The organism is Gluconobacter sp. P5H9_a, assembly GCF_018812085.1.
Taxonomy (GTDB): domain Bacteria; phylum Pseudomonadota; class Alphaproteobacteria; order Acetobacterales; family Acetobacteraceae; genus Gluconobacter.
Genome location: NZ_JACRVW010000009.1, coordinates 14,277 through 37,658, shown reverse-complemented (window position 1 = coordinate 37,658; position 23,382 = coordinate 14,277). Strand labels below are relative to the sequence as shown.

At 56.5% G+C, this 23,382-nt stretch carries 13 protein-coding genes and 1 pseudogene; 1 reads left to right on the top strand and 13 read right to left on the bottom strand.

Translation table 11 applies throughout. From position 1 onward, the window contains the following. Nucleotides 1-20: 20 nt before the first annotated feature. From KP708_RS10120 to KP708_RS10060, 13 genes and pseudogenes are all read right to left on the bottom strand, one after another. Nucleotides 21-1,004, bottom strand: coding sequence for a DUF1852 domain-containing protein (locus KP708_RS10120; RefSeq protein ID WP_215751134.1), 984 nt, complete (start codon nucleotides 1,002-1,004; stop codon nucleotides 21-23). Between the two features lie 914 nt (nucleotides 1,005-1,918). Next, nucleotides 1,919-2,674: a DUF3313 family protein gene (locus KP708_RS10115; protein ID WP_256445267.1), complete on the bottom strand. Its 756-nt coding sequence runs from the start codon at nucleotides 2,672-2,674 to the stop codon at nucleotides 1,919-1,921. Nucleotides 2,675-2,821: 147 nt separating this feature from the next. Next, the gene (locus KP708_RS10110) at nucleotides 2,822-4,201 is read right to left on the bottom strand and encodes an ATP-binding protein (RefSeq protein WP_215751133.1); all 1,380 of its coding nucleotides are present in this window, start codon (nucleotides 4,199-4,201) and stop codon (nucleotides 2,822-2,824) included. After that, nucleotides 4,198-4,920 carry a response regulator gene (locus tag KP708_RS10105; protein WP_215751132.1) on the bottom strand — a complete coding sequence of 241 codons (723 nt, stop codon included), beginning with the start codon at nucleotides 4,918-4,920 and terminating at the stop codon, nucleotides 4,198-4,200. Before KP708_RS10105 ends, KP708_RS10110 begins: the two co-directional genes overlap by 4 nt. A gap of 334 nt (nucleotides 4,921-5,254) precedes the next feature. Then, nucleotides 5,255-6,550, bottom strand: coding sequence for an exo-beta-N-acetylmuramidase NamZ domain-containing protein (locus tag KP708_RS10100; protein WP_202208182.1), 1,296 nt, complete (start codon nucleotides 6,548-6,550; stop codon nucleotides 5,255-5,257). Nucleotides 6,551-6,590: 40 nt separating this feature from the next. Then, complete coding sequence (gene dacB, locus KP708_RS10095; protein ID WP_215751131.1) at nucleotides 6,591-8,096, bottom strand: D-alanyl-D-alanine carboxypeptidase/D-alanyl-D-alanine-endopeptidase; 1,506 nt, start codon at nucleotides 8,094-8,096, stop codon at nucleotides 6,591-6,593. 120 nt (nucleotides 8,097-8,216) lie between these two features. Then, nucleotides 8,217-11,105, bottom strand: coding sequence for a TonB-dependent siderophore receptor (locus KP708_RS10090; protein ID WP_215751130.1), 2,889 nt, complete (start codon nucleotides 11,103-11,105; stop codon nucleotides 8,217-8,219). Nucleotides 11,106-11,348: 243 nt separating this feature from the next. Further along, nucleotides 11,349-13,430 (bottom strand): prolyl oligopeptidase family serine peptidase, encoded by a 2,082-nt coding sequence (locus KP708_RS10085; protein ID WP_215757174.1) that lies wholly within the window; start codon nucleotides 13,428-13,430, stop codon nucleotides 11,349-11,351. Next, entirely contained in the window at nucleotides 13,427-14,617 is a 1,191-nt protein-coding gene (locus KP708_RS10080; RefSeq protein WP_371823799.1) for a serine hydrolase domain-containing protein, read from the bottom strand. The genes KP708_RS10085 and KP708_RS10080 overlap by 4 nt, the downstream gene beginning before the upstream one ends. A 7-nt stretch (nucleotides 14,618-14,624) precedes the next feature. Then, nucleotides 14,625-16,859 (bottom strand): annotated as a pseudogene (locus tag KP708_RS10075) (penicillin acylase family protein); the annotation flags it as partial. Nucleotides 16,860-16,930: 71 nt separating this feature from the next. Further along, nucleotides 16,931-18,151 carry an FAD-dependent oxidoreductase gene (locus tag KP708_RS10070; protein WP_215751126.1) on the bottom strand — a complete coding sequence of 407 codons (1,221 nt, stop codon included), beginning with the start codon at nucleotides 18,149-18,151 and terminating at the stop codon, nucleotides 16,931-16,933. Nucleotides 18,152-18,315: 164 nt separating this feature from the next. Further along, nucleotides 18,316-19,923 carry a serine hydrolase gene (locus KP708_RS10065; protein WP_215751125.1) on the bottom strand — a complete coding sequence of 536 codons (1,608 nt, stop codon included), beginning with the start codon at nucleotides 19,921-19,923 and terminating at the stop codon, nucleotides 18,316-18,318. Between the two features lie 140 nt (nucleotides 19,924-20,063). Beyond that, entirely contained in the window at nucleotides 20,064-20,954 is an 891-nt protein-coding gene (locus KP708_RS10060; protein WP_215751124.1) for a LysR family transcriptional regulator, read from the bottom strand. A 513-nt stretch (nucleotides 20,955-21,467) separates the two neighbouring features. On the opposite strand from KP708_RS10060, the gene KP708_RS10055 reads away from it, so the two are divergent. Next, nucleotides 21,468-22,640, top strand: coding sequence for an FAD-dependent oxidoreductase (locus KP708_RS10055; RefSeq protein WP_215751123.1), 1,173 nt, complete (start codon nucleotides 21,468-21,470; stop codon nucleotides 22,638-22,640). The last annotated feature ends 742 nt before the right edge of the window (nucleotides 22,641-23,382 follow it).

Genomic DNA, 23,382 nt, shown 5'->3' with positions numbered 1-23,382 from the left:
GGCCTTGTACGGTTTAGAGTTCAAACTGAAAAATGAGCAGACCACCGCTCAAGAGCCGTCCGGTGGGGAATGATAAAATTTTCCTCGGTGAACTTTCCCTGTTCAATTGCCAGCTTGTTCCGTTCTTCTCGGTCATAGAAAATCTGAGTTGTCGAATAGTCCTGATGGGTCAGGCTGGGCTGGTAGCATCCGGCTGCCGGGGAATTCGCATTATAGATTTCTGGTCGATAGACTTTCTGAAAACATTCCATCGTACTAATTGTGCTGATGAGTTCCAAATTGGAGTAATCTGCCAGAAGATCTCCAAAAAAATAAAATGCTAGAGGTGCTGAACTATGGGGAGGCATGAAATATCTAACTTTCATACCCATTTTTTCAAAGTATTGATCAGTAAGAGAATACTCTCTCTGTTCATACTCAAAGCCAAGGACAGGGTGATGATTCTCAGTCCTATGGTACGTTCTGTTACTTGAAATGCTCAGGCAAATGACCGGCATTTTTCTGAAGTTATTCTTGTATTCGTCAGAGCCGAGAAAAGATCTGAACATCTTACCATGAAGATCACCAAAGCGCTCGGGAATGCCAAATTCTGAACGGTTCTGATTATAATTTCGAAGGAGGACGCTGAAATCATAATCGCGGACATAGGAGGAAAAATTATTCCCGACGATGCCCGGAATACGTTCGTTGTCGATAATATCAATAATAGAAGTGTTCAGGATTTCGATTAAGGGAAATGACTGATGTTCACCATTACAACTCATAGTCGTTTCGACAGAGATGATTTCAATTTCGACGGAGTAGCGATCTGCCTTTGAGTTGTCCCAATGGGCTAACGCATTAAAACGGTTATCAATCATTTGCAGGACATTCTGCAAGTTCTGTTGACGATAGTTTCCTCTGGCGAGGTTGGCAAAATTTGTGGTTAGACGCGTATCGTTTGAGGGACAATAGTCCTCGTCAAACCGCGTTTTTTTTAGATTGAAAGTAAACTCTATGGACATATGCGGTTCGACCTTGCGAGTTGAAAATTCCTCATATTTTCACTTGAGGATTTATTCGGATTTACATTGCCAGGGCAGAAAGCTTCATGCCGTGCATTGTGAGTGGTGCTGGTGAACGGTATGCCCGAGATGTTGAGTGAACAAAAATGATTTTATTTCATTGATTCATGAAAATCGTTCATATCCTAACTGTAGGAGAAAAAAGCTTAGAATACCCGCCAGCATCTGACACTAATCTGTAGTTTCTAGTTGGACGGGATGAAGACAATCGCTTCGAGAAGCGAACGATGCATGAATGTCTGATGCTGGAAGCTTTGGAGCAGGCAATTCAAATTCCCTGTAACAGGAATATTAATGGCTTAGGCTTCTGAGTTGCGTGCGGAATTACTGAAACATAGTTCCGATAATAAAATACGGCGTATAGGCGCAATTGATGTCAGGGTAGAAGTCCAATTCAGGCGTCTGTGAAGAGATTGAGGATGAGCGGTCGATATTAGGCTAAAGGACGACTAGATGGATCGTCTCTGCTTTGTTTTCAGAGAGGCGCGACAGGCTGCAAATTGCTGCGTGCCATTTCTGATCGGTACTATAGAGGCACCAAAGTGCAATGTATTTTGTAGGTGCTAAACATCCAGAAAAAAACCGTCAATTACTGTCAGTTGTACCTGAAATCAGGTCGAAAGGGTATGAATACACGGTTCTTCCATTGTGAATAAAGAATGACATAGTTTCCAGCAAGGAAGTGACTATGTTTTACGGTGAGTGCGAGTGACGACAAGATGAATTGTGAGAGGTATATAAAACTCGAGAATATTCAGAAGAGAGCGGTTTACGACCAAACCAAGAAGAGGCCAGTTTTTACGGATTTTCATTCTTAACGGGCTCATTATCCGCTTCTCCTGCTTTCATGTGAGTTACGAAGGGTTCCGATAGGCGAACTGCGTGCTCTCGTTCTTCTTGATCCTGTGAAACTCTTCATCCATGAGTTCGGACGCCAGACGGAAGGCTCTCTTTGCATGTGCATATGGAAGCCACTGTCCCATCATGTTCCATGGCATTCCATTGTTATAAGTCGAGATGGCAATCAGGGTTTCCCCTGTGGTTGCGTCCGTGGCGACGAGTTCTTCACTGGCGCCCCCCGGAAATGGGGGAGGGATTGGCGGCATGCCACCTCCCGCTGCGCCGGCGGCAAATCCGGCAACGATAGGAAGGGCATTATAATACCACTTACTGCGGCGGATATTGGTAATAGCCGCGCGGACCCGGATTGTGTTGGGGCAAGTCGGGTCACATTGTTCGGGTGCGAGGACCTGAAAATCATGCGCAAGAGCTTTGACGAGTGCGTCCTGGAAAGCCTTGGTCATGCGTGCTTCGACCGCAGGTTTAAGTTTTGGAGCCTTTGCTACCGGATGCCAGGTAACAGGTTCGATGACAAGGAAATGATACTTCGAAGCATCTATCGTGGGGGAGACATAAACCAGATCATCCGTATGGTTTTTTTGATGAACCATCTGTCCATACGTATCCCGAGGAATGAAACCCGTCTGGGTGTTTTTTTGGCCTGCGCATCCTGTCAGGGAGAATATGAAGGCACAGGAAATCAGTACCGAAGGCACTGGAGGAAAGCGTGATGGTTTGTAGGATTGCGCGCGCTGTGAATGAGACGTCATGCTGGTGGCTCGTTTCCGAAAAGAGGGTGGGTCCGGAAGGTGCAGCGCCTTTGATTGGTATAAGGCGCTGCGTGGTAAAGCCACTCTTAAAGCTCGTCTTTTTCCAGCGTGTGTCTCAAATATTGCAGTTGTGAAATATGGTCATTATTAGCAGATTTTCGGCAGGTAAATCAGGACTTCCAGGCCACCCTCAGAACGGTTGGCCATTGTGATTTCACCTCCATTGGAGCGGACGATCGTTTGTGCCGACGTCAGCCCCAGACCGACGCCGCCTGTCTGACGGTTACGAGACTTATCGAGGCGAAAGTAGGGCTCAAAAACTTCGGAAAGGGAAGCTTCAGGAATACCCGGACCATTATCACGGATATAAATCATGTAGCTGCCGTCCTGCTGTGTCTTCAGGGTGAGGGTGGGAGGCGTTGCGTATTTGATGGCGTTTTCGACGAGATTGGAGAATACGCGCTTCATGGCATAGAGCTGGCCAACGTAACCCGCCTTGGCTGGGCCGTAATATTCTACACTGAAGCCTTGGTCACAGTAGTCGTTTGCAATGGTCTGCAGGAGGCCGGGCAAGTCGAACATGATGCTTTCTTCGCGGGAGGCATCGTTACGAAAGAAGGATAAGGCACCATCGATCATGGTTTGCATTTCGTCCACATCCCGGAAAAGATGTTTCTGCTGTTCGGGGCAATCAATGAATTCGCCGCGGAGGCGGATGCGGGTCAGGGGTGTGCGAAGGTCGTGCGAAATGGCTGCCAGCATTGTGGTGCGGTATTCAATGAACTGCTGGATCTGAGCCTGCATCCCATTGATCGTTTCTGCGACCAGCCGGATTTCACGGGGGCCATCTTCATCCAGACGCGCGGAGCGTGGCTGAAGACCAAGGCTGCGCACCCCACCTGAAAGGTGCTCGATAGGCCGTGATAGCTGGCGTGACGCAATCATGGAGACCGTGACAACCCACACTGCAAGGAACAGGAGTTGAAGGGTGAAACGTTGAAAGGCGTACAGCCCCCAAAATCGGGTAAGGGCAACGCACAGGAGCCAGCTGCCATCGTCGAGGCGAATGCCTGCAAAATAGGCGTCGTGGAAGCGCGATTTGTCATAAGGGAGGCCAGTTGCCTGGGAGACGGGGTTGTCTTCCCGAAAGACGATCAAGCGGTTTGGACGGTGTCGGAGATAGGGCTTAAGGAACCGCCAGCTCTGGGAAATTTCGTCGCTACGGTACTGACCATTCTCCAGCGCCTGTGCCAGTGGAGTGTGGGCTGCATACCAGGCGAAATGAACGTCATCGGTGCTGGCTGCCTGTGCCAGTCCTTCACGGTCTGATGCAGGCGCTGAGCTGACGATGCGAATGACTGACCCCACCTGACTTACGACGCCTGTTTCCTGAATATCCGGTTTGGCCCACGTGCCTCCAAAGACAAAAAACAGTTCCAGAAGCGCAAGTGTGACGACTGCGGCCAGTGTAACCGTAATGATAAGACGCCTTGCGATAGTATCTTCCATAAAGGTAAGGCGCTTCATGTGCGTGTTACTGTCGTTGAGAAGATATAACCGCCGTTTCTTACAGTTCGGATGAGGGTAGGGTTTTTAGGGTCTTCCTCCAGTTTGTGGCGAAGGCGGCTGACTTGCACATCGATGCTTCGGTCGAAAGCCGCATGGTCGGGGCCGCGTGCCATGTCCATCAACTGGTCGCGGGTCAGAACACGTTGGGGATGCTCAACGAAGGACAGAAGTAAATCGAATTCGCCGCTGGACAGCAGAACGAGAGAGCCACTGGCCGAACGAAGTTCGCGGCGGGCCACGTCGAGCTTCCAGCTCCCGAATTTGAGGATGGGGCGTGTCGGAATGCGAGCTGTTGTGGGGGCGAATTCTGTTGTGCGTCTCAGGACGGCCTTGACGCGGGCCAGAAGTTCCCTTTGGTCGAAGGGTTTCGTCAAGTAATCGTCAGCACCGATTTCCAGTCCGACCACCCGGTCAGTATGGTCGGCCATGGCAGACAGCATGATGACCGGAATTTTCGAAGAAGTCCGGAGGCGCTGACAGAGGCTGAAACCGTCTTCCTTGCGTAGCATGATGTCTAGAATGACAAGGTCAATGGTCTGCGTTCGCAGGATTTCAAACATCGCCTCGCCGTCTTCAGCGACGGAAACGCAATAGTTGTGTCTCTGCAGGAAACTGGTCAGGAGCGTCAGGATGTCCTGATCATCATCAACAATGAGGAGATGAGGCATGGGTGTCATCTCTTACCTTTAACATGAAAGGTCTGCGGGATGATGTCTGGGTGGGACACGATGTTTCAACCTGGACACATATGAACAGGTCAGGAATTTCGCATATCACACTGCAAAAGAAATGCCGCACTCAGAGTTCTTTTTTTGTTTCTGGACGAGGAGGGGCAGTAGCATCGTGCTGTCCGGATGCATATTCTCGATCAAAGAAAATCCCCGACAGACTGTCTCGTGCACATCACAAACATCTAGGCATTCCGCCCAGATATTCTAGGTCAAATAGCCATTGGGCCTGGTGCAAGGGGGACGCTAAATTTGTTGAGCAATAGTCAAACCTGTTGTTGTGTCAGTACATCAGGAAGGGGTGGCGTTGCATATTGAACGTTGCTTCATCCGCTTTCCAGGTTGCTACAATATCAGGTGCTGACATGCCCTGTGAAAGCTGTCTTCGTATTATGCTACTCCCAGCCAGAATGTCGAAGGTCGACCCGGATTTCCTCCATATTGGGCTATTCGATATCTTTATGACTGTCTGGAGCATCGCAACGCTGGTCAGCAGAGGGTCAAAAGCCTTCCGGTCCGTGATGGCAATCTGAAGCCCGTGGCATAACTGCTCCTTTGCAGTGTCCGATCCGGGCGTGAACCAGTCTTCCCTGAACAGACAGCCTGGCAGGTTTGCGTTGTTCAGGCTCTCTACCCATCGGGTTGCCTGGAGGTTAGGGGCGCCAATCGTGAGAAAAGGGGATGCCGTACCGCGACCAACTGAAAAGGTTGTCCCCTCGAAGAGACATGTCCCCGGATAGGCGAGGGCTGTCGTCACGTTGGGCATGTTCGGGCTCGGCGGCACCCAGACCAGATCGGTTTCGTCCTGATAGCAGTCCCGACGCCAGCCAGTCATGGGAATGACATGCAATTCGGCGGCGTGGCCTGCATGTTGTGGGACATACTGGCTGTTGAAGAGGCGTGCCAGTTCGCCAATAGTCATGCCATGCCGCAGAAGAAGGGGGACCCTGCCCACGAATGATGAAAATGCCGGGTCGAGGGTAGGGCCGCTGGCGGGTAGGCCTGTAATGGGATTGGGTCTGTCCAGAACCATGAACGCGACGCCGCAGCGTGCACAGGCTGCAAGTGCGTCGAACATGGACCAGATATAGGTGTAGAACCGGGCGCCAATATCCTGAATATCGAAAACGAGAAGATCAATGTCCGCAGCTCTTAGGAGCGCATCCAGCTTCGGGCCGGAGAGCGTGTACATGTCGTAAACGGGGATGCCCGTGCGGGGATCAATGCTTTTGGCTTCAGAATGGCCAGCCTGCGCCGAGCCGCGAAACCCGTGTTCAGGCCCGAAGATGGCCTTCAGGTTTACTCCCGGTGCAGCATGCAGCCTGTCTGCGATATGGCGCAGGTGGCGGTCCACGCTTGTGGGGTTGGCGATCAGACCGACTTTTCTCCCTTTAAGAGCCTGATAGCCATCAGCTTCGAGACTGTCATAGCCGGTTCGGATCGCGACAGGGGACAGACACTCACGTGGCATCCCCGAAGCGTTTGCCCAGGATAATGCAGCTGTTCCTGCGCAAAGGCCCATAAAGGAGCGGCGGCCGAGGGACGTTTTTCGGGCTGGGACCCCAGAAAGCTCATGCATGAATTAAGACATTATCCTTCAAAATGTACTCTTCAGGCGATTATTCGGCCATGGCGATAGCAGTCACCAGATCGTCCATGATTTTCGTCGGATGTGGCAGGCTGTCCGGCACGTCGTTTGTGAATACGGCAATCAAAAGGGTCTGACCCCGCACTGTCTGGAGATAACCCGATAAGGAATGGGTTGCTGCGAGCGTACCTGTTTTTGCATGCAGGTGACCAGCGACGGCCGTGCCAATAAAACGGTGCGCAAGTGTTCCGTCTGATGCTGCCAGCGGAAGGTCGTCCCGCCATTCAGCGCCCCAAGGTTGTTGGTCAGCGAGGAGAAGGAGTTGGATCACAGTTTGAGGCGTAACGCGGTTGTAGGGAGACATTCCTGAGCCGTCGTAAAGAGAGAAGCCCACAGGCGCCAACCCCAGAGCAGTCAGAACCCGGCGGCGTTCGGCTAGTCCGTCTTCGACAGAACCATTCCCATGGACAAGAGCTAAACGGCGGAGGAGGAGTTCGGCATGAAGGTTCTGACTGGTCTTTAGGAGATAACGGATGTCCTCTTTCAGATCTGGTGCTGGGAGGGTGGCAAGGACTTGAGCATCTGGCGCAATGATTTCGGCTGGACTGTTCGCCAGGCGATGACGAGCTTTCACAGTCTGAACCTTGATGCGCGCGTCGTGAAGCAGCGACCTGAAATGGTGTGCCGTCAGGAGTGCTGGATCGTCGATCCCGATTTTTAATGTCTGGACTGCTGCTCCTACAGGTAGCGTGCCTGTCAGGACAAGACGGTTTTCACCGGGCTTCTTTCCAAAACTCAGCTCAGGTTTTCCATCCTGTACGGTAAGAGCCTGATTGATTACCGTCAGTTCCTCGGCTGGGGATGACCAGCGAAACAACGGGCGTTCGCCAGGGTGTGCGCCGGGCTGTACGTCCAGTTCAGAGATATTGTCGTTCAGTGTAAGTGCCGAAACGGCCGTGCCCCATTGTGTTTGCAGGTTATTCCAGCTCCATCCATCACCCCAGCGCTCATCCGCGAACAACTGGTCTTCAGCAATAATGGCATGAACGCGTCTGAGCTTTTTGGCGAAGACAGCATCGGCCAGCGTTTTCAGGCAGTCGGTTTTGCATGCAGCGTCATCGGAGAGGAAAGGATCTCCTGAGCCTTGGAGAATGAGATCTGGCGCGCCGTGAGCGTGGGGCGCCAGCAGAAGGGCAGTGGGATGTGTGGCTTCATCGCGCTCCAATTCGGCAAGATCAGCCATTGCGGCGGCTGTCGTGAAGAGTTTGGCATTTGACGCTGGGGTGAAGCGCCCGGTGGCATTTCGGGAAAAAAGAATTTTTCCATCCCTCGTGGCAATGACAACTCCCCAGCGTACGCCCTGTTCTTGGGAGGTCCGGAGGATGGGCGAAAGTCGCTCAGCGAGGGCATGCGTTCCAAGAGGGGCAGAGGAACTGTGGAAAGCACAGGCGCTCAGGATTATGGGAAGTCCGGCTGTCCCGAAGGAGAGGAAAACCCGGCGAAAACCTTTCAGAGTAAAGCTGGAGATCTGACGCATACGACCTTGGCTGACTGGGAATTACAAAGTTCATCCTGACGCTGAAACAATAAGAGGCTGCCTGTGCTTGGTGTGCAGGCAGCCTCAGTGCGGGGATGATCTGGAGTGGAAAAACCGCCCTTAGAATTCCATGCGAATACCGCCGCGATAAGTCCGCCCGAGCAGGTTGCTATAGGTTTCGTCGGCCTCAAGTCCGCCTTCCGGCAGAAGGATCGGAGAGGTGTTTGCGAGGTTGGTTACGGTCAGGAAAAGCTGCATCTTGCCGATTTTTTCAACTGGCAGATTGTAGGTCGCGTTCATGTCGAAGTAGAAAATGCCCGTGACACGGTTATTGTTGATCGTGGGATAATTGGCGTTATACGCTGGGCAGGTCCCCGAGCACTGAACATAGCTGTTGGAATAATTGCCTGCACTGATGCCCCGGGCGATGGCCGTGACGCTGTATCGTGATGTGCTGTAGGTGGCCGAGAAGCGGTAGATCCAGCGCGGCGGGCCGGACGAAATGTCGCCTGATGTGTCGACGGTATAGCCCACACCGGAATTAGAAACATATTTCAGGTAGTTCGTGGCCTGACCATGGAGGGTGAACTTGCCATCGGCGTCGCGTAGCAGGCGGCGGAGCGGAAAGCTGTAAGAGGCGTCGATATCGATGCCACTGGTTTCAAGATTGGCAAAGTTGAACGGAGAGGCGCTGATGAGAAGATCACGCGTCCCACTCGGATCGGGACGGACCGCCGAACAGAAGGTCGTGTATCCTGCATAGCACTCGTTAATGATGGACTGCGGATAGAACTGTTCGATCGCACCTTTGATCTTGGTGTGGAACCAGTCAACCGAAACCGCCAGGCCCGAAACATATCGCGGAGTGATGACGGCGCCGACGACGGTTGTGTTAGCCGTCTCGGGACGCAGTTTCGTATTGCCGGTCGTCGTGGAGAGAACGGTAGCCGTCTGACCCGTGACCGGGTCGAGCACGCTCGTCGTCTGGGATGTCCCTGCATTGTAAAGTTCGTTGATGTTTGGTGCACGGATGTCGTGCGACTGGGTGGCGCGGAACAGAACATCCCTGACAGGCTGCCACGTTCCGCCAACTTTCCATGTCGTGACATAGCCAGAAGTCGAGTAGTCCGTTCCGCGGACGGCACCATTAAAGGACAGACCTTTTGCCAGCGGCACGGCCGTCTCCAGGTAAGCTTCCTTGACGTTGTAGTGCCCAAAGGTTGGCCGGTAATTGCCGACCGACCAGCCCGACTGGTATTCTGCCGGAACGTAACCCGAGGCACGCTCGTCACGATATTCGCCACCGACGGCGACGTTCACATCTCCGGCCCATGTTGCAAAGGGGATCGTGGAGAGGTTGACGCCCGAGACGACTTCCTGAAACCGCTGATTCCGCCATGGTGCGCCAAGAGCGTAATCAATGGCCGATGACGACATGACGCCCGTTCCCAGCCAGTCGATCGGGGAGCAGCCATCGCCGGGATTGGTCAGGGAAGAGCGGCAGACAGTCTGCCCGGCCGAGTTTCGCACGGCATCGGTCGCATTGGCGATTTTTGCCGTGTTCATGACGTTGTAGATCTGCTCGTGTGTGTGGGTGACGCCATACTGGGCGTAGGCGTTCCATGAGGCGCGTTTGCCGAACATCTCGAAGTTGCCTTCGCCACCGAACGTATAACGCTGGACGTTGCGGAGATTGTCAGTCCGACGGTAGGGCATGTCGAGCGCAGTCGTCCCGACAGTGACGTTCGAGACATTCTGAAGTGCGTTAGCGCCAAGAGCATCCACAAGATAGGGGTTGGTCCCTTTCAGCGAGATTGAGCTGAGATACTGTGGCCCGGCGTTGTAGACGTATTCGCTCTCATTGTAGGCACCCTCGGCATACAGGGTCATCCACGGCGCGACATCGTAGCTCAGGCGTCCGAAGAGATTTTTACGGTCGCTCTGAGGTTCCAGGCCAATGTTTTTGTTATTGTTGGCCAGGTTCTGATCACCGCCGACCGAGACGCTGGAGGTCGACAGAGAGCCGTAATTGTAGTGATTGACACTTCCGCCCGGACCAAAATAGATCCCACGCAGCGAATTGGTCACGCCTCCCTTGGAGGCATTAATGATCCCTCCGGGCATGACGTTGTTGGTTCCTGCATTACCAACGCGGATGTAATAGGGCTGCCCGTTTCCCGCTGCATAGTCGGGATTGGCGATAATGCGGTCGCCGTTTCTGTTCCAGCTGCGGTTTACACTGAAAATGCCGTCCTGATGGGCAATGTCGCCACTAAGAAGAACGTGCCCCTTCCCATGTGCGAAGCCAAAGCCGCCAGCTATGGCGGCATGCTGGTTCTCTCCATCCCCATAGTCCGAGATGCCGGAATCCGCAGTCACCTTCAGGCCTGTGTAGGTCTTGTCGAGTACGAAGTTCGTGACCCCTGCGACAGCATCGGAGCCGTACTGCGCCGATGCTCCTCCCGTCACTACATCCACACGTTTGACCAGCTGCTGTGGGATTGTGTTGATGTCGACAATCCCGGTGATGGCGGATGGCGTGATCCGTCGTCCATCCAGAAGCACGAGTGACCGGACGGCACCAAGATTACGAAGGTTGAGTGCGTTAATGCCAGCGAGGCCATCACTTAGGGAATAGGCGGAATTCTGAGGTGTCTGGCTTCCCGCGAATTGCGGCATCTGGTTGATCAGGTCAGCAATATTGTTGCTTGGGGCCTGATTCAGGATTTCCTGTTGGTTAAGGGAGCTGATGGGGGTCGGAGACTTGATATGCGTGTTCGCAATGTGACTGCCCGTAACCGTAATGACTTCCCGGCTGGCCTTAACCGGTTTTTGAGTTTTTTTGTGCTCCGCGGAGGATTTTGTAGAGTGAGATGATGTGTCCTTGGCATCGGCAGGGCTGGACACTGTTGCGGCAGCATAAGCCTGCTGCGGCACAAGGTACGCTGCGCCCGACGACAGAGCTGCAAAGGACAGGAGATAAGACTTCAGGGGCAGTCTGGCCGTCATACCCTGGTTCCCTCATAAACGCCGATGGGCGATGATGTTGCGATATCGAACTAATATTGCATGCCTGTAACGCAACCGTCGATTTCGAAACTGCGCGCGCTATATAACCAAAAGTTAAGTGCGCGACATCCCCTTACGTTTCATGAAGGCAACATTTTGTTGGTGACGGGGAAGGATAGGCCTCGGTTCCCGGCCGGATTTGCCTTTTGGAAATGTTTGTCCCGCACGCAGATCCGGCAGGAGTCAGTTTGGCTGTACGACTGGTAGCTTTGTGTCAAAGAAATGCAGCGTCCACAGATAGGCGTTCAGCCAGTCCTGTGTTCGCAGGAAGGCGTGGCGTTCACCGGGGAAGACGTGATCTTCGAACGGAATATTCCGTTCTACGAGCATGCGGGCCAGCAGGACAGATTGTTCGAATTCGACATTGAAGTCGTCATCCCCGTGGATCAGCAGGACTGGTGAGCGCCAGTGCGCGATGTCGGCAACTGGGGATGATAGCCACTCGCTCTCCTTTTCCCGTTGCTTCTCCTCGGGAGAAAGGCCGGAATGATCTGGTTCCGTCATGTCATGGACGCCGTGGAAATCTGCACCGGCTACGAACAGATCGCTGTTGCGGGCCAAGGCCAGAGCCGTCAGATAACCACCCCAGCTTCCGCCCCAGATGCCGATCTTGCCGGGGACCACATCGGAGCGGCTGCGCAGGAACAGTCCGGCTGCGTGAACGTCCTTGTATTCACTGGCGCCCGCGCGGCCGATGCCGGGGGCGGTCCGGAAGTCCACGCCGTAGCCGGTGCCGCTACGGTAATTGACGGCCAGCACGACATATCCGCGCGATGCCAGAAACTGGTTCATGGCGTAGGCATTGGAATAATAGCCCATCGGATTGAAGGCCGGGAGCATCTGCCGGTGCGGCCCGCCATGCACGAAGATCAGCGCGGGATGCGGGCCCGGTGGTGTTCCGGCGGGAGGCAGAAACAGTTGTCCGTGAATGTCGCGGCCGTCCTCGCTGCGGAAATGGACGACCTGAGGGGGTGTGAATGTGAAGCCGTTCGGGACGGTGGGGGTTACGGGGAGGTGTCGGACAGTGTTCTGGAGCACGACCGGAKGGGCGGGCTGGTCTGGGCTGGTGGCCATCATGGCGATGGCCGGTCCCGCCAGTGTGAGGTCCATAACCTGTTCGTTGGGTGCGCTGAGGGATACGGGCTGGCCGTTCTCGAGGGGCTGGGACCAGGCGCGCCAGTGATCCGGATCGCCGATATTGGCCGTGTAGAGCAGGCGGGTTTCATCCACTGACAGACGGTAGGATGCGATTTCGGCCTGATCCGGCGTCAGGCAGCGTGGTGTTGCGCCAGAGCCAGGGGCGGTGACGCTGAGGGCGCAGAGGCGCAGCCAGCCGCTGCCTTCCCAGGGGAACAGGAGCTGTCCGTTGCGGGTCCATGTCAGGTCCATGCCTTCCGGCGCCCAGAAGCGGTTTCCAGCGCCTTCGGGTGCGGTCCAGAGCGTCTGTTCCGCGCCGGATGCGGTGTCATAGACCTGAAGGGACCAGAAATGTCCCTTTCCGCGTTCGGCCGTCATCAGGGGGTGATAGGCCCGGACGAAGGCGAGGGAGCGGCCGTCTGGCGAGAAGGTCGCTTCCTGATCGTGGCCCAGTGCGGCGGGCAGAAACAGGGGTGTGGCGCTGCTGTTTCTGGCGTCCCAGAGCGCGATCAGGCTGTGGGAGCCACGGTCGATTTCGAGTGCGAGATGGCGGCTGTCCGGGGACCAGTGCAGTGCGGTGATCTCGCCCGGTGTGGTCATGACCACATGAGGCGTTTGATCCGGCTTTCCGACCAGAAGCGCGCCGCCCCGCATGAAGGCCAGCAGGCGTCCGTCCGGCGAGAAGACCGGGCTGTGTCCTTCGCCGGCGGTGGTCGTCCGGCCATCGGGCAGGAGGACGCGCACGGTTTCCTTGCCGGGCACGGCTGTATTGTCGGCGTTGGGGGCGTGGTCATTGGGATATTCCGCATCGCCGCCCTCAACGAAGGCCAGTGTCCGTCCGTCCGGGCTGAGGGCGAGGCCCCACAGATCGGTTCCGTCATCCTGCGTATAAGCGGTGACCTTGCGGGGGGGCGCGCCTCCGTCGGAAATCAGGATGTTGCGGATGCCGTTCCGACGTTCCACCCAGGCCAGACGTGCTGTTTTTTCGGCCCCTGTCAGTCCGTTGGCATAGGGCATGGCCAGCAGGGCGCCCAACTGGGTTGCGTCCTGCGTGGGGGCCGCGATTGCGCCGGAACAAGTGGCCGCGAGCAGTGCTGAGGCGGCGAGAAGGGACAGTCGAACAGTCATGGGGCTGATTTCCCGGCTTCGGCGAGGGCGGTGAAGATCTCTTCCTCGATACGGGTGAATGATGAATAGACACCCGGGCGTTCCTGCCCGGCATCGGGGAAGCCGTCCGCTGCAAACAGGAAGCCATCGCCGGTTGCGGGGTCGTACCAGAAGCCCGAATGCAGCGAATAGGCATCGCCGAGGTGACCCGCCAGATCGCCGGAATAGCCTTTATAGGGCCGGGTTTCGCGGCCCGAAGAATCCCGCGCTCCGGTCAGGCGCGCCATGCTCAGACCATAGCTGGCGATCGGGTAGGGGCAGTCGCCATTCTGTCCGTCATACTGCCAGGTGGGGGTCTGCATCAGGGCGATGCTGTGGGCCGAAAGCAGCGTTCTGCCGTCCAGGGTGCCGTGGCCGAGCATGAAGCGGGCAAGACGGGTCAGCCCTTCCATGGAAATACGCAGGCCACCCTGCGGGGAAAACAGCGTGCCGTTGGTGCCCGGCGTGTAGCTGGCGAGGGATGCGGCGTTCCAACTCGGTGTCAGGGGCTGGGTGTCCGTCTCGGCTTCCCATCCTCTGGGCTGATGGCTGTAGAGCGTGGCCAAACGGTCGGGATGGGCGAGGGACATACGGTTATAGCCGCCGTCGATCCCAAGCGGATCCAGCACATGTGTCTGCTGGTAGTGGTCGAAGCGCTCACCGCTGACACGCTCCATGATCGTGCCGACGAGGCCGTAGCAGAGATTGCAGTATTCAAACCATGTGCCCGGCGCGTGTCCGTCGCCATGCGCGAAGTGGTAGCCGAGCTCACCGGGTTTGCGGGTTGTATCAAAGAACTCGCTGATCTTGTGGTCCGGTGGGAGGATGTAGCCGTCGGCATCCCGGATGCTGGAGGTGTGGTTGAGCAGCATCCGCACTGTGATCGGTGTCTGGGGGAAATCCGGGTTGCGGAGCTTGAAGCCCAGATAGTCGGAGGCGTCGTGATCGAGGTCGACTTTGCCCTGCTCGACCAGTTCCATCAGCCCGATGGTTGTGACGACTTTGGAAATCGAGGCGATACGAAAGAGCGTCTGTGGTCCAACGGGAATGGGTCCGTCCGAGGTGCGTCGTGCAAATCCGCCATAATAGCTGTAGGCGACGCGACCGTGCCGCAGACGGACGGCGGCGATGGCGGCCAGCGGGCGGACTTCGCCCTGTGTCAGCGCCACGCAGCCAGACAGGCAGGAAATCGGCGTAATGCGGGGATTTTGGATTGGCGGATTGACCGGGAAAGTTGAGATACAGCGAGCGGTCCCAGTGGCCGACGTCACACACCATCAGATAGCTGGCGCCTCCGGTCGTGGCATAGGCGTCGGCACCGCCGGTTTGCGGACTGTACCAGCGGGCCATGACGGTATAGGGGTCCCCGCCGCTCTGGGCCGAAGGGCTGCCAACCGCGGGGAAAGCCGCCGCGATGGCCGGGACGGAAGCGAGCGGATGACGCAGCGTGATGGCATGGAGTGCCCCCCAGCGCCATGCGGCGGGAAGCGGGCCGAGGCGCTTCCGCAACTCCTGAACGGCTTCCCGGAACTGTTCGACGAGCATCCTGTTCCGCGCGCTTACTGGATCTGTGCCAAAGCGGGCATCGGGGGACTGGAACAGGGAGAGCTGAACCGTGGCGTTCACCGGCCCCGGCAGCAGGTCGTGCAGAGCGGCTGGGATGATGAGCGCGTGCAGGGCGCGTTCGAGCCCGGTCCACCAGACTTCATACAGCGCTGCTGCCGCACTTGAAGCATCGACGCGGCCGTTCCATGCTTTGAGCACTGCGGCCTCTGCGGCAAGGTCAGGCGGGACGTCGGGCAGGAGCCGGACCATTTGCAGGGCCAGCACGGAGAATGTGTCGTGTTGCAGGGCTACGCTGTCGGCAAGGGTCGCGCGCGGGGTTGCATCCAGCATCTGGGCCACGCGCTCGTGTCGGAAGCCGTCGCGCCATTCGAAGCTGACGCGCCGTTCCTCGACCGGATAGCCGGGGGGCAGGTTCATTTCGTTGGATGTTCCGAACCAGCCGCGTGCGGGGTTGAAGCTGCTGGGCAGGGCTTCGAGCGGCTGAAGGCCCTGCCAGTCGTATCGTCCGTCTCCCGGTGCGGGCATCAGCCCGTCATGTCCCGGAGCGCGGCGCGGCAGACCGCCTGCGGCCTGCCAGCCGATATTGCCGCTGGTGTCGGCATAGGTGAAATTGGTCGGGCTGGTATGGACGCGCAGGGCTTCGCGGAAGCTGGTCCAGTCATGCGCCAGATTGATCCCGATATTGGCCAGAAGCCCGTTCGCGCCGGGAGCGAGCCAGGTGGCGGAGACCGCCGTGGCGCGGTTGCGTGCCGGATCACGAGAGACGACCGGCCCGTGCACGGAATAGAACAGGCTCACCACGCGCTCGGCCTCGCCACGGACTGCAATCCGCGCCTCGACCTGTTCCATGCGTTTCCAGCCGCCCTGATGGGCATAAAGCAGCGGATCGGCGGAGTTGGTGCGCAGGATGAACAGGTCTTCCTGATCGATATGGAAATTCGTCCGTCCGAAGGCGATTGTCGCGTTATGGCCTTGCATGACGCCGGGCATGCCCGCGCCACCGCCGCCGATCACATCCAGTCCCGGCGCCGTCAGATGGATGACGTGACGGGGGCCGGGCATGCCGAAGGACAGATGCGGGTCGTTAGCCAGAATGGGACGGCCGGTCGCGGTGCGGGAGGGGGCGATGACCCAAGAATTGCTGCCCTCATTCCGTCGTCGCGTCTCGTTCTCGGCGGCTGCATGGAGGTCGTGCCGTGGTAGGGGGGCCTGAAGCACACCGAACAGTCCGAGGTCGTCTTCGCAGATGGCAGCGGTGTCCAGCCCTTCTGGGATCCGCAGGTCGTGGACGGGTTCCAGCGGCGTGATGAGGGCGTCGTAGGCCAGTGCTCCGCGTGCGGCCAGTCGGGCGCGGCGGATTTCGGTACGGGTGTTGCCCGTGACTTCGGCGCGGATGCGGATCAGGTCCAGCACATCCCAGTGCAAGGGTGCAGTGGCGAAAATGCCGAATTCCGGGGGCAGGAGGGTGGGTGTTGCGGTGACTTCCGCGATGCGCGCATTGATCCCGGCGACATAGGCGCGAGCACAGTCCTGGGTCAGTTGAGGAAAGGTCGCGAGTTCGCGCTCGGCATCGCCGCGGAACAGCACCAGCCGGTTGGCCGTGTCGAAAGGCACGAAGGCCGGGCCGAAGACTTCTGCCAGTCGTCCTAGAGACTGACGATGGCCGAAATCCAGTTCCCATAGCCTGTCGCGCGCGACCAGATAGCCGTCGGCAAAGAAGGCGTCGGGGATGGTCTGCGCGCGGACATGGGGGACGCCCCAGCGGTCTTCGAGAACTTCGACCGGCTGACTCAGGCCCAGCAAGCTCTGAAGGGGAGAGGCGGCGCGTGCGCTACGTCCTGGCATGGACAGGGTGGCGGCGACGCCGCCAAGAAGAACCGTGCGGCGGGTGGCCTGCATAGAAACCTGTTCCTTTCTCAGCTGACGGCGCGGGTGTCGAACCCGGCCACGATCTCTTTCAGTCTCAGGCCCGAGCCGACCGAGAGTGTGAAGCCAAGGGCACCATGCCCCACATTGAGTAGAAGATTGTCATACCGGGTGCGGGCGATGATCGGAACGCCGGTCGGGGTGGCGGGCCGCAGTCCGGCCCAAGGCGTATCGTCGCCCTGACCCAGTGCGCCGGGAAGCGTCTCCGCCACAAGCGCGCGCAGTTCTCCGAGGCGTTTTGGGTTCAGATCGGTATTTTCCGAACCGATATCGACCATTGCGGCGACCCGCAGGCGATCGCCTAGACCGGCATAGACCACGCGGTTGTCGTAATCCGTCACGCTGACTGAGGGCACGAGGCCGGGACGCGGACGCGTGGTCAGGCTGTAGCCTTTCAGGCCGTAAAGCGGCAGGTCAATCCCGAGCGGGCGTGCCAGTTTCCGGGAGCCGATCCCGGCTGAGAGAACCACAACATCAGTCTCGAAGGGCTTGCCATCAAGTTGGACGGCGCAGTGTTTTTTTGGCCCTGCGGTGAGCGTGGCGTCGCCCTGTACGAGACGGAAGTTCGGTGAAGCGGCAAGGGCTTCGCGTAGAGCCTTGCAGAACAGGAAGCAGTCCCCGACCTCGTCCTCAGGCGAGAAAATCCCGCCTGCAATCTGCCCGCGCAGACCCGCGAAGGCGGGTTCAACATCAGCACATTCGGAAGGCGAGAGCGCGCGCTGGAGCTGCGGATCGCTGACGGATTTTGCGGCTTTACGGAAGGTAGTGGCGTTCCTGTACAAGACGAGTTTTCCCGGACGACGCCACAGGAAATCGCCCAGACCTTCCTCGCGATAGTTCTGAAGCTCGGCCTGTCCGCTGAGAGCCAGATCAAGCAGGACTGCGGCGTTGCGGCGGTTTGTTTGCCGGTTGCAGGCGAACAGGAACGCAAGCAGCCAGCGCCACTGATGCGGATCGGCTTTCAGTCGCAGCGAGATCGGAGAATTCGGGCGGAACAGCCAGCCCAAGGCGTCCTGCGCGATACCGGCGTCGGCCAGCGGGCTGACATAGCGGTAGCTGAGCTGGCCGCCATTTGCGAAGCTGGCGTCCTGCCCGACGTCCTTGCGGCGTTCGATCAGGGTGACGTCATGTCCGTCCCGAACGAGGGCGTAGGCGGCTGTCAGGCCGATAACGCCTCCGCCGATGATGGTGATGGTCCGTTTGCCGGCCATAAAAATCCTGAGCGTCCAGAGGCTGGGCGCGGGGGAGACGCTGCGATCCCCTGCGCCGTTATCATGTCCTAAGCCTACAGCCTCCAACTCAGTCGGGCTAATGCAAAGAGGCCATCTTTCCATAACCTGTGGTTAAGGTTTTGTTTTGACATAAAAACAAGAATTCAGGGATTGGAAGGTTTTGTTGCAGAACGGACTTTCTGCGGGTGCAGGTCCTGCGCATCAAAGCTGAAATCAGAGCCGATGACCTGCATTTTCATGCCACTCACCTGACCCGAGATGTCGCGTTCGAACTGCACATAGGAATCATCGTCCGCATCCTGCTCACGGTCTTCCCAGCGGACAATGAACAGATCATGCGGCAGGGCGGAGAGCGTTCCGATCAGGCCGTCAGCATGGCTGAAGGACATCCGCAGATCTTTTCCACGACGGCTGATTGTGATCGGGCCACGCCAGTCATCGCGATAGGTCCCGACATAGTCCTGCTGCGCATCGTGTGAGAGCGTGATGAAAGGTCGCGCGGGGGAGCCAGGGCCACTCTCGGCGGCCTTTTTCGCGTTTGCAGCCTGCTTGGCGTTTTTCTCGTTCTGGAAATGCGTGACCCAGTCTGAACTTGCGCCGGTTGCGACATAGGAGCTGAGTGTTGTCGCAATTGCGTAAGTCGCCGCGTGATCGTCATGGTTGGTCAGAATGACAATGCCTGATCGGCGTTCGGGCAGGAAGGTTACGTAGCTGACCATTCCGCTGATGGTGCCGGTGTGCCAGACGCGCTTGAGGCCAAAGAAATCCTCCATGAACCAACCGTAGCCATAGGCGCGGAAATGCGTCTTTGTAGCCTCCGCCGTCTCGGCCAGCGGCAGGAGCCCGTGCGGCGCCCAGAGGGTATCGCGGCTGGTCTGGCTGAAAATCTGCTGGCCGTTAGGCGCGCGGCCGCCATTGAGATAAGTCTGGGCCCATCGCGCCACGCCATCGGCGCTGCACCAGATGCCGCCTGCTGGTGCGACACCCGGCAGGCGCAGGGCGCTCCGCTCAGGCAGAACTGTGCTTTCACCTTCGCCGATTGCCACATTCGTCTGGCCTTTGACCGGCGGCGTGCTCTGACAGGCCGGAAGGGCCGCCGCATCGATCAAGTGCTTCTGGACCACATCTTCCCAGCTCTGTCCTGTCAGGCGCTCCACCAGCGCGCCTGCGACGACATACAGAAGATTGTTATAGGCGTACTCGCTGCGGAATGGGGCTGTGAAAGGCATGAACGGCAAGCCTGCCAAAATCTCCGGACGCGTGAACGTGCTGTGTGAAAACAGCATCAGGTCTCCGGCGCCCTGTCCCATGCCGCTGTGATGCGTCAGCAGATCCGAGATGCGGAAATCCCGCGTAATGGCCGGATCGGCCACGCGGAAGTCCGGCATATGATCAATTACCCGGTCGTTCCATTTCAGCTTGCCCTGATCGACCAGTTGGGCCAGCGCCGTCGTGGTGAATTCCTTGGTGTTGGAGCCGATAGCGAACATTGTGCGGGCGTCAACCGGTGCGCTCGCGCTGTCCTGCGTGCGTCGTCCATAGCCGCGGCTGAACACGACTTCGCCATCCTGCACCACGGCAACCGCAACTCCTGGCACGTCGAAGGCCGATCGCGCACGTTCCACCGTCGCGGTGATGTCCTGCTCGGTTAGTCCGCGTGGCAGCGTCGCGGCATGGGTGATGCATGTTGTGGAAAGGAAGAGGGCCGTCGAGACGGCAAGCATGAGTGACTGTCTAAAAGGCTGGATCATGAACGGCTCTGAATACGAATTTCCGGCTCCGGAGCAGGAGGAGACCGTGAAGAAAGAAAGATGATTCAGAGCACGAAATGTTCTGCCTGTCCTGTCTTAAAGATGGAGTGAACCCTTAACCTTGGGTTAAAATACGCCGTTCATTCTTTCAAGGCGAGGAGATCGACGTCCAGTTCACTTCGCAGGAGGGCAAGGATATTCTGTGAAATATGCGACAGGGCATGGTCTGCCCGGAATAGAACCGTGCAACTCACGCTTAAGGGGGGTGAGAGAGGGCGGGGGCGAGACAGACCCGGATGATGCAGGGCTGTCACAGCATCCACGATTGCACATCCGCCACCGAGGCGAACGAGTTCAGCTGCCATGAAATGAGTTCGTACTCGCACATGGGCCTTGATGGGAATTCCAGCCTCTTCCAGCACCATATCCAGCATGCGGGCCGTGGGATCGTTTTCGGTTAACCCGATATAGCGTTCAGGATCGATCCCGGTAACGCTGACTGGTCCTTCTCCCGCTTCTCCTTCGATCATCATCAGCGGAATGTCTGCAATATGGAGTGCTGTCAGTCCATCGTATGTGTAATCGCCGAAAACAATTCCCAGATCGAGGTCATGATTCATGATGCGAGACACGATTTCAGTCCCGTGCATCGCATCGATCGTCAGTTCCATTCCCGGATGATCGGCACGGTATCGCTGCACCACACGAGGCACCAGGCTTAACCCCAGACTTGGTACGCATCCGATACTGATTGAATGTCCATCCCGCGCGTAGCGTAAATTGTCGGTCAGGCGCTTGAGATCGGATAGTTTCTCGAAGATCGCGTTGACATGCGGGAGCATGATACGGGCTTCACGTGTCGGCACCAGTCGGCCGCCCGTTCGTTCAAATAGCGCAAAACCCAACGATTGTTCGGCGTAGCGCAGAACCTTGCTTGCTGCTGGCTGCGAGACGTGAAGTAACTCGGCAGCACGTCGGAGCGAACCCGTCGTCATGATCGCATAAAAAACTTCGATCTGGCGCAGGCGCATTGGGGGTCCTTACTTTGAAAGAGAGGTTTCTGAACTGTTCACAGGAGGGGAGGCAAGAGGGGTAACATCTACGCGCGAATGAAACGTCTTTTATCACCCTTTTGCAAAAGCCGATGCCAAAGACATGGCATGGGTTATGCTGACTTCAGAATGGAAATTCAATCTGAAACAAGAACGAACCACGCTTGTATGGAAAATAGGCTGCTTGCGGAAGTTTCTTAACCCGAAGTTATGCTTTGCAAGCTTTTTGAGAATTTCATTCTGGCTGAGTTTTCGTAATGATTGATAAGACTTCAAAATGAAGATGGTGGTTTCCTGAATGGTTTCTGATTGGCAGTTCGGCTTGAGAATACCATCGCGGCATAGCAAAATTTATATGCAAAACCATTTACACCCTGATGCTTGCCTGTCGAAGAAAGTCGATGCCAGCGTTCTGAAGTTAGGCGGTCCAACCTAATCTGGCACCTGTATGTAGATCACTCTTTTCCCTTTCGTAGCTGGAAGTTTTTCTCAATGCTCCTTCTCTCGCGCCGCCATGCCCTGACAAGAGGAGCATCTCTTGTAGGGCTTTCCAGCCTCTCCGGATGCGCGTCCGGAACTCTTATCAACCCCGACCTGGATGCGGACGTACGTTCCATACCTGTCATCCGGGCACGAACTGACAGAGTTGACCGGATTACAGTCTGTCTACGTCCTTTCCGGGCTGCTGGACCGCGCTTGGAGGTGGAGCAGGTAGGCCGAAAGACAGTCGTGCATAATTATGGGCATGGCGGTAGCGGCTGGTCGCTCTCATGGGGCAGCGCAAAGCTGGCGGTAGAGCGGGCGTTACCMGTCAGTTCCCGGAATATCGGGGTCATTGGATGCGGTGCGATTGGCCTCACGACGGCAATTGTTGCTCAGCAGGCTGGCGCTCAGGTCACGATCTATGCTGAGGCTCTTCCACCGTTCGTCCGTTCTGCACGGGCCTCCGGAAGCTGGACACCGTCTTCTCGTATTGCCCAGAAAGACGCTGTGACGCCGGAGTTTGCCGCGCGATGGGAAAGCATGGCCCGGCATTCCTTCTCCTGTTATCAAGGCCTTCAGGGGCTGCCAGGAAGTCCGGTAGAATGGGATACTTTTTATGGTATGCGTTCCCGGGAACCCTCGGTGCCTCATGCAGATCCCATTGGTTTCGCCAAACTTGATGAGCGTATTCAGGACATCGAACCTCAGGGAAACCTGATCAGGATAGACGACACTCGACTTCCATATTCGGAAGTTCACAAGAAACCGAACCTGATTTTCAACGTCACAAGCTATTCGGATTATCTTTTGCGGCAGTTTTTGGAGCGTGGCGGCAAGATCAAAATCTTGACCCTTCATCATCCTTCAGAACTGACAACTCTCCCAGAACCTGTTTTTATTAATTGTACCGGATATGGCGCCAGAGTCCTATGGCATGATGACAGCATTGTTCCCATACGGGGGCAGATCGCATGGCTAATTCCTCAGCCAGAGGCGCTGTGCAGCATGAGTTTTGAGAACGTATATGTCGTATCACGAAGAGACGGCATCGTTGTCCAGTGGATGGGTCATGATATGGGGTTTGGATATAACAACACAGACGAAATGCCTGATCTAGTAGAAGCTAACCGTAGTGTTTCGATAATAAACAAACTATACAGGCGGATAGGGTATAATATTTAGAACGATTTTTAATCGGAAATAATTATCCAGATACATCGCTTGGGGCCTCAATTGTTTGAGGCGCTTAGAGGTGTGAACAGCATGGCCTTGGCTTTCCTCGACCACAAGTGCAGGCCACACCATTATATCGGAGTTGCCTTCCAGGCACTCTGCAAATAAGGCGGTCATTTAGGGCGCCTATCTCATCATTGTCTTTGATGGTTCGGTTGTCCTGAGGGGTTTAGCCAAATTTAGTAACCTCTCAGATTTTCAGATGTCAGTCTGGCTTATGCCCAGAGTTCTTACGGCCCGACATTTTGTGATTTCCTTCTACTCGCCGCAGGAACTGGAGATGCTTTTGGGCAGCAGAAGCGGCTGTTCGAGGACGGGCTTGGCACTTTCGCGATTGCCTCGTTTGCGATTAAAATTTTTTCGCTGTGGATGCTTGGGGTGGCGAGTAATTCAAAGAGCAGGCGTTGCTGTTTACCCTACGACCGCTGAAACGCATGAACTTGATGACCACATGATCGGTTTTCCGATGCATCGTGTATCTCTGCCGACGGATGCGCTTACGCCTGTAAGGTGGCAAGTAGGAGATTGATATTTCGTGAGAAAGTCCACTTTCTGAAGTGACAGAGTATCCTTATCCGTGGACTACTGAGCGTCACGAAAATCAGTGCGACCTGAAAGACAGAACGTCTCTCCTTTGGGTCCATCAGTGGAGAACAGTTCTTGAAAGCCAACCTTTCCCTCGCAGCCGTTT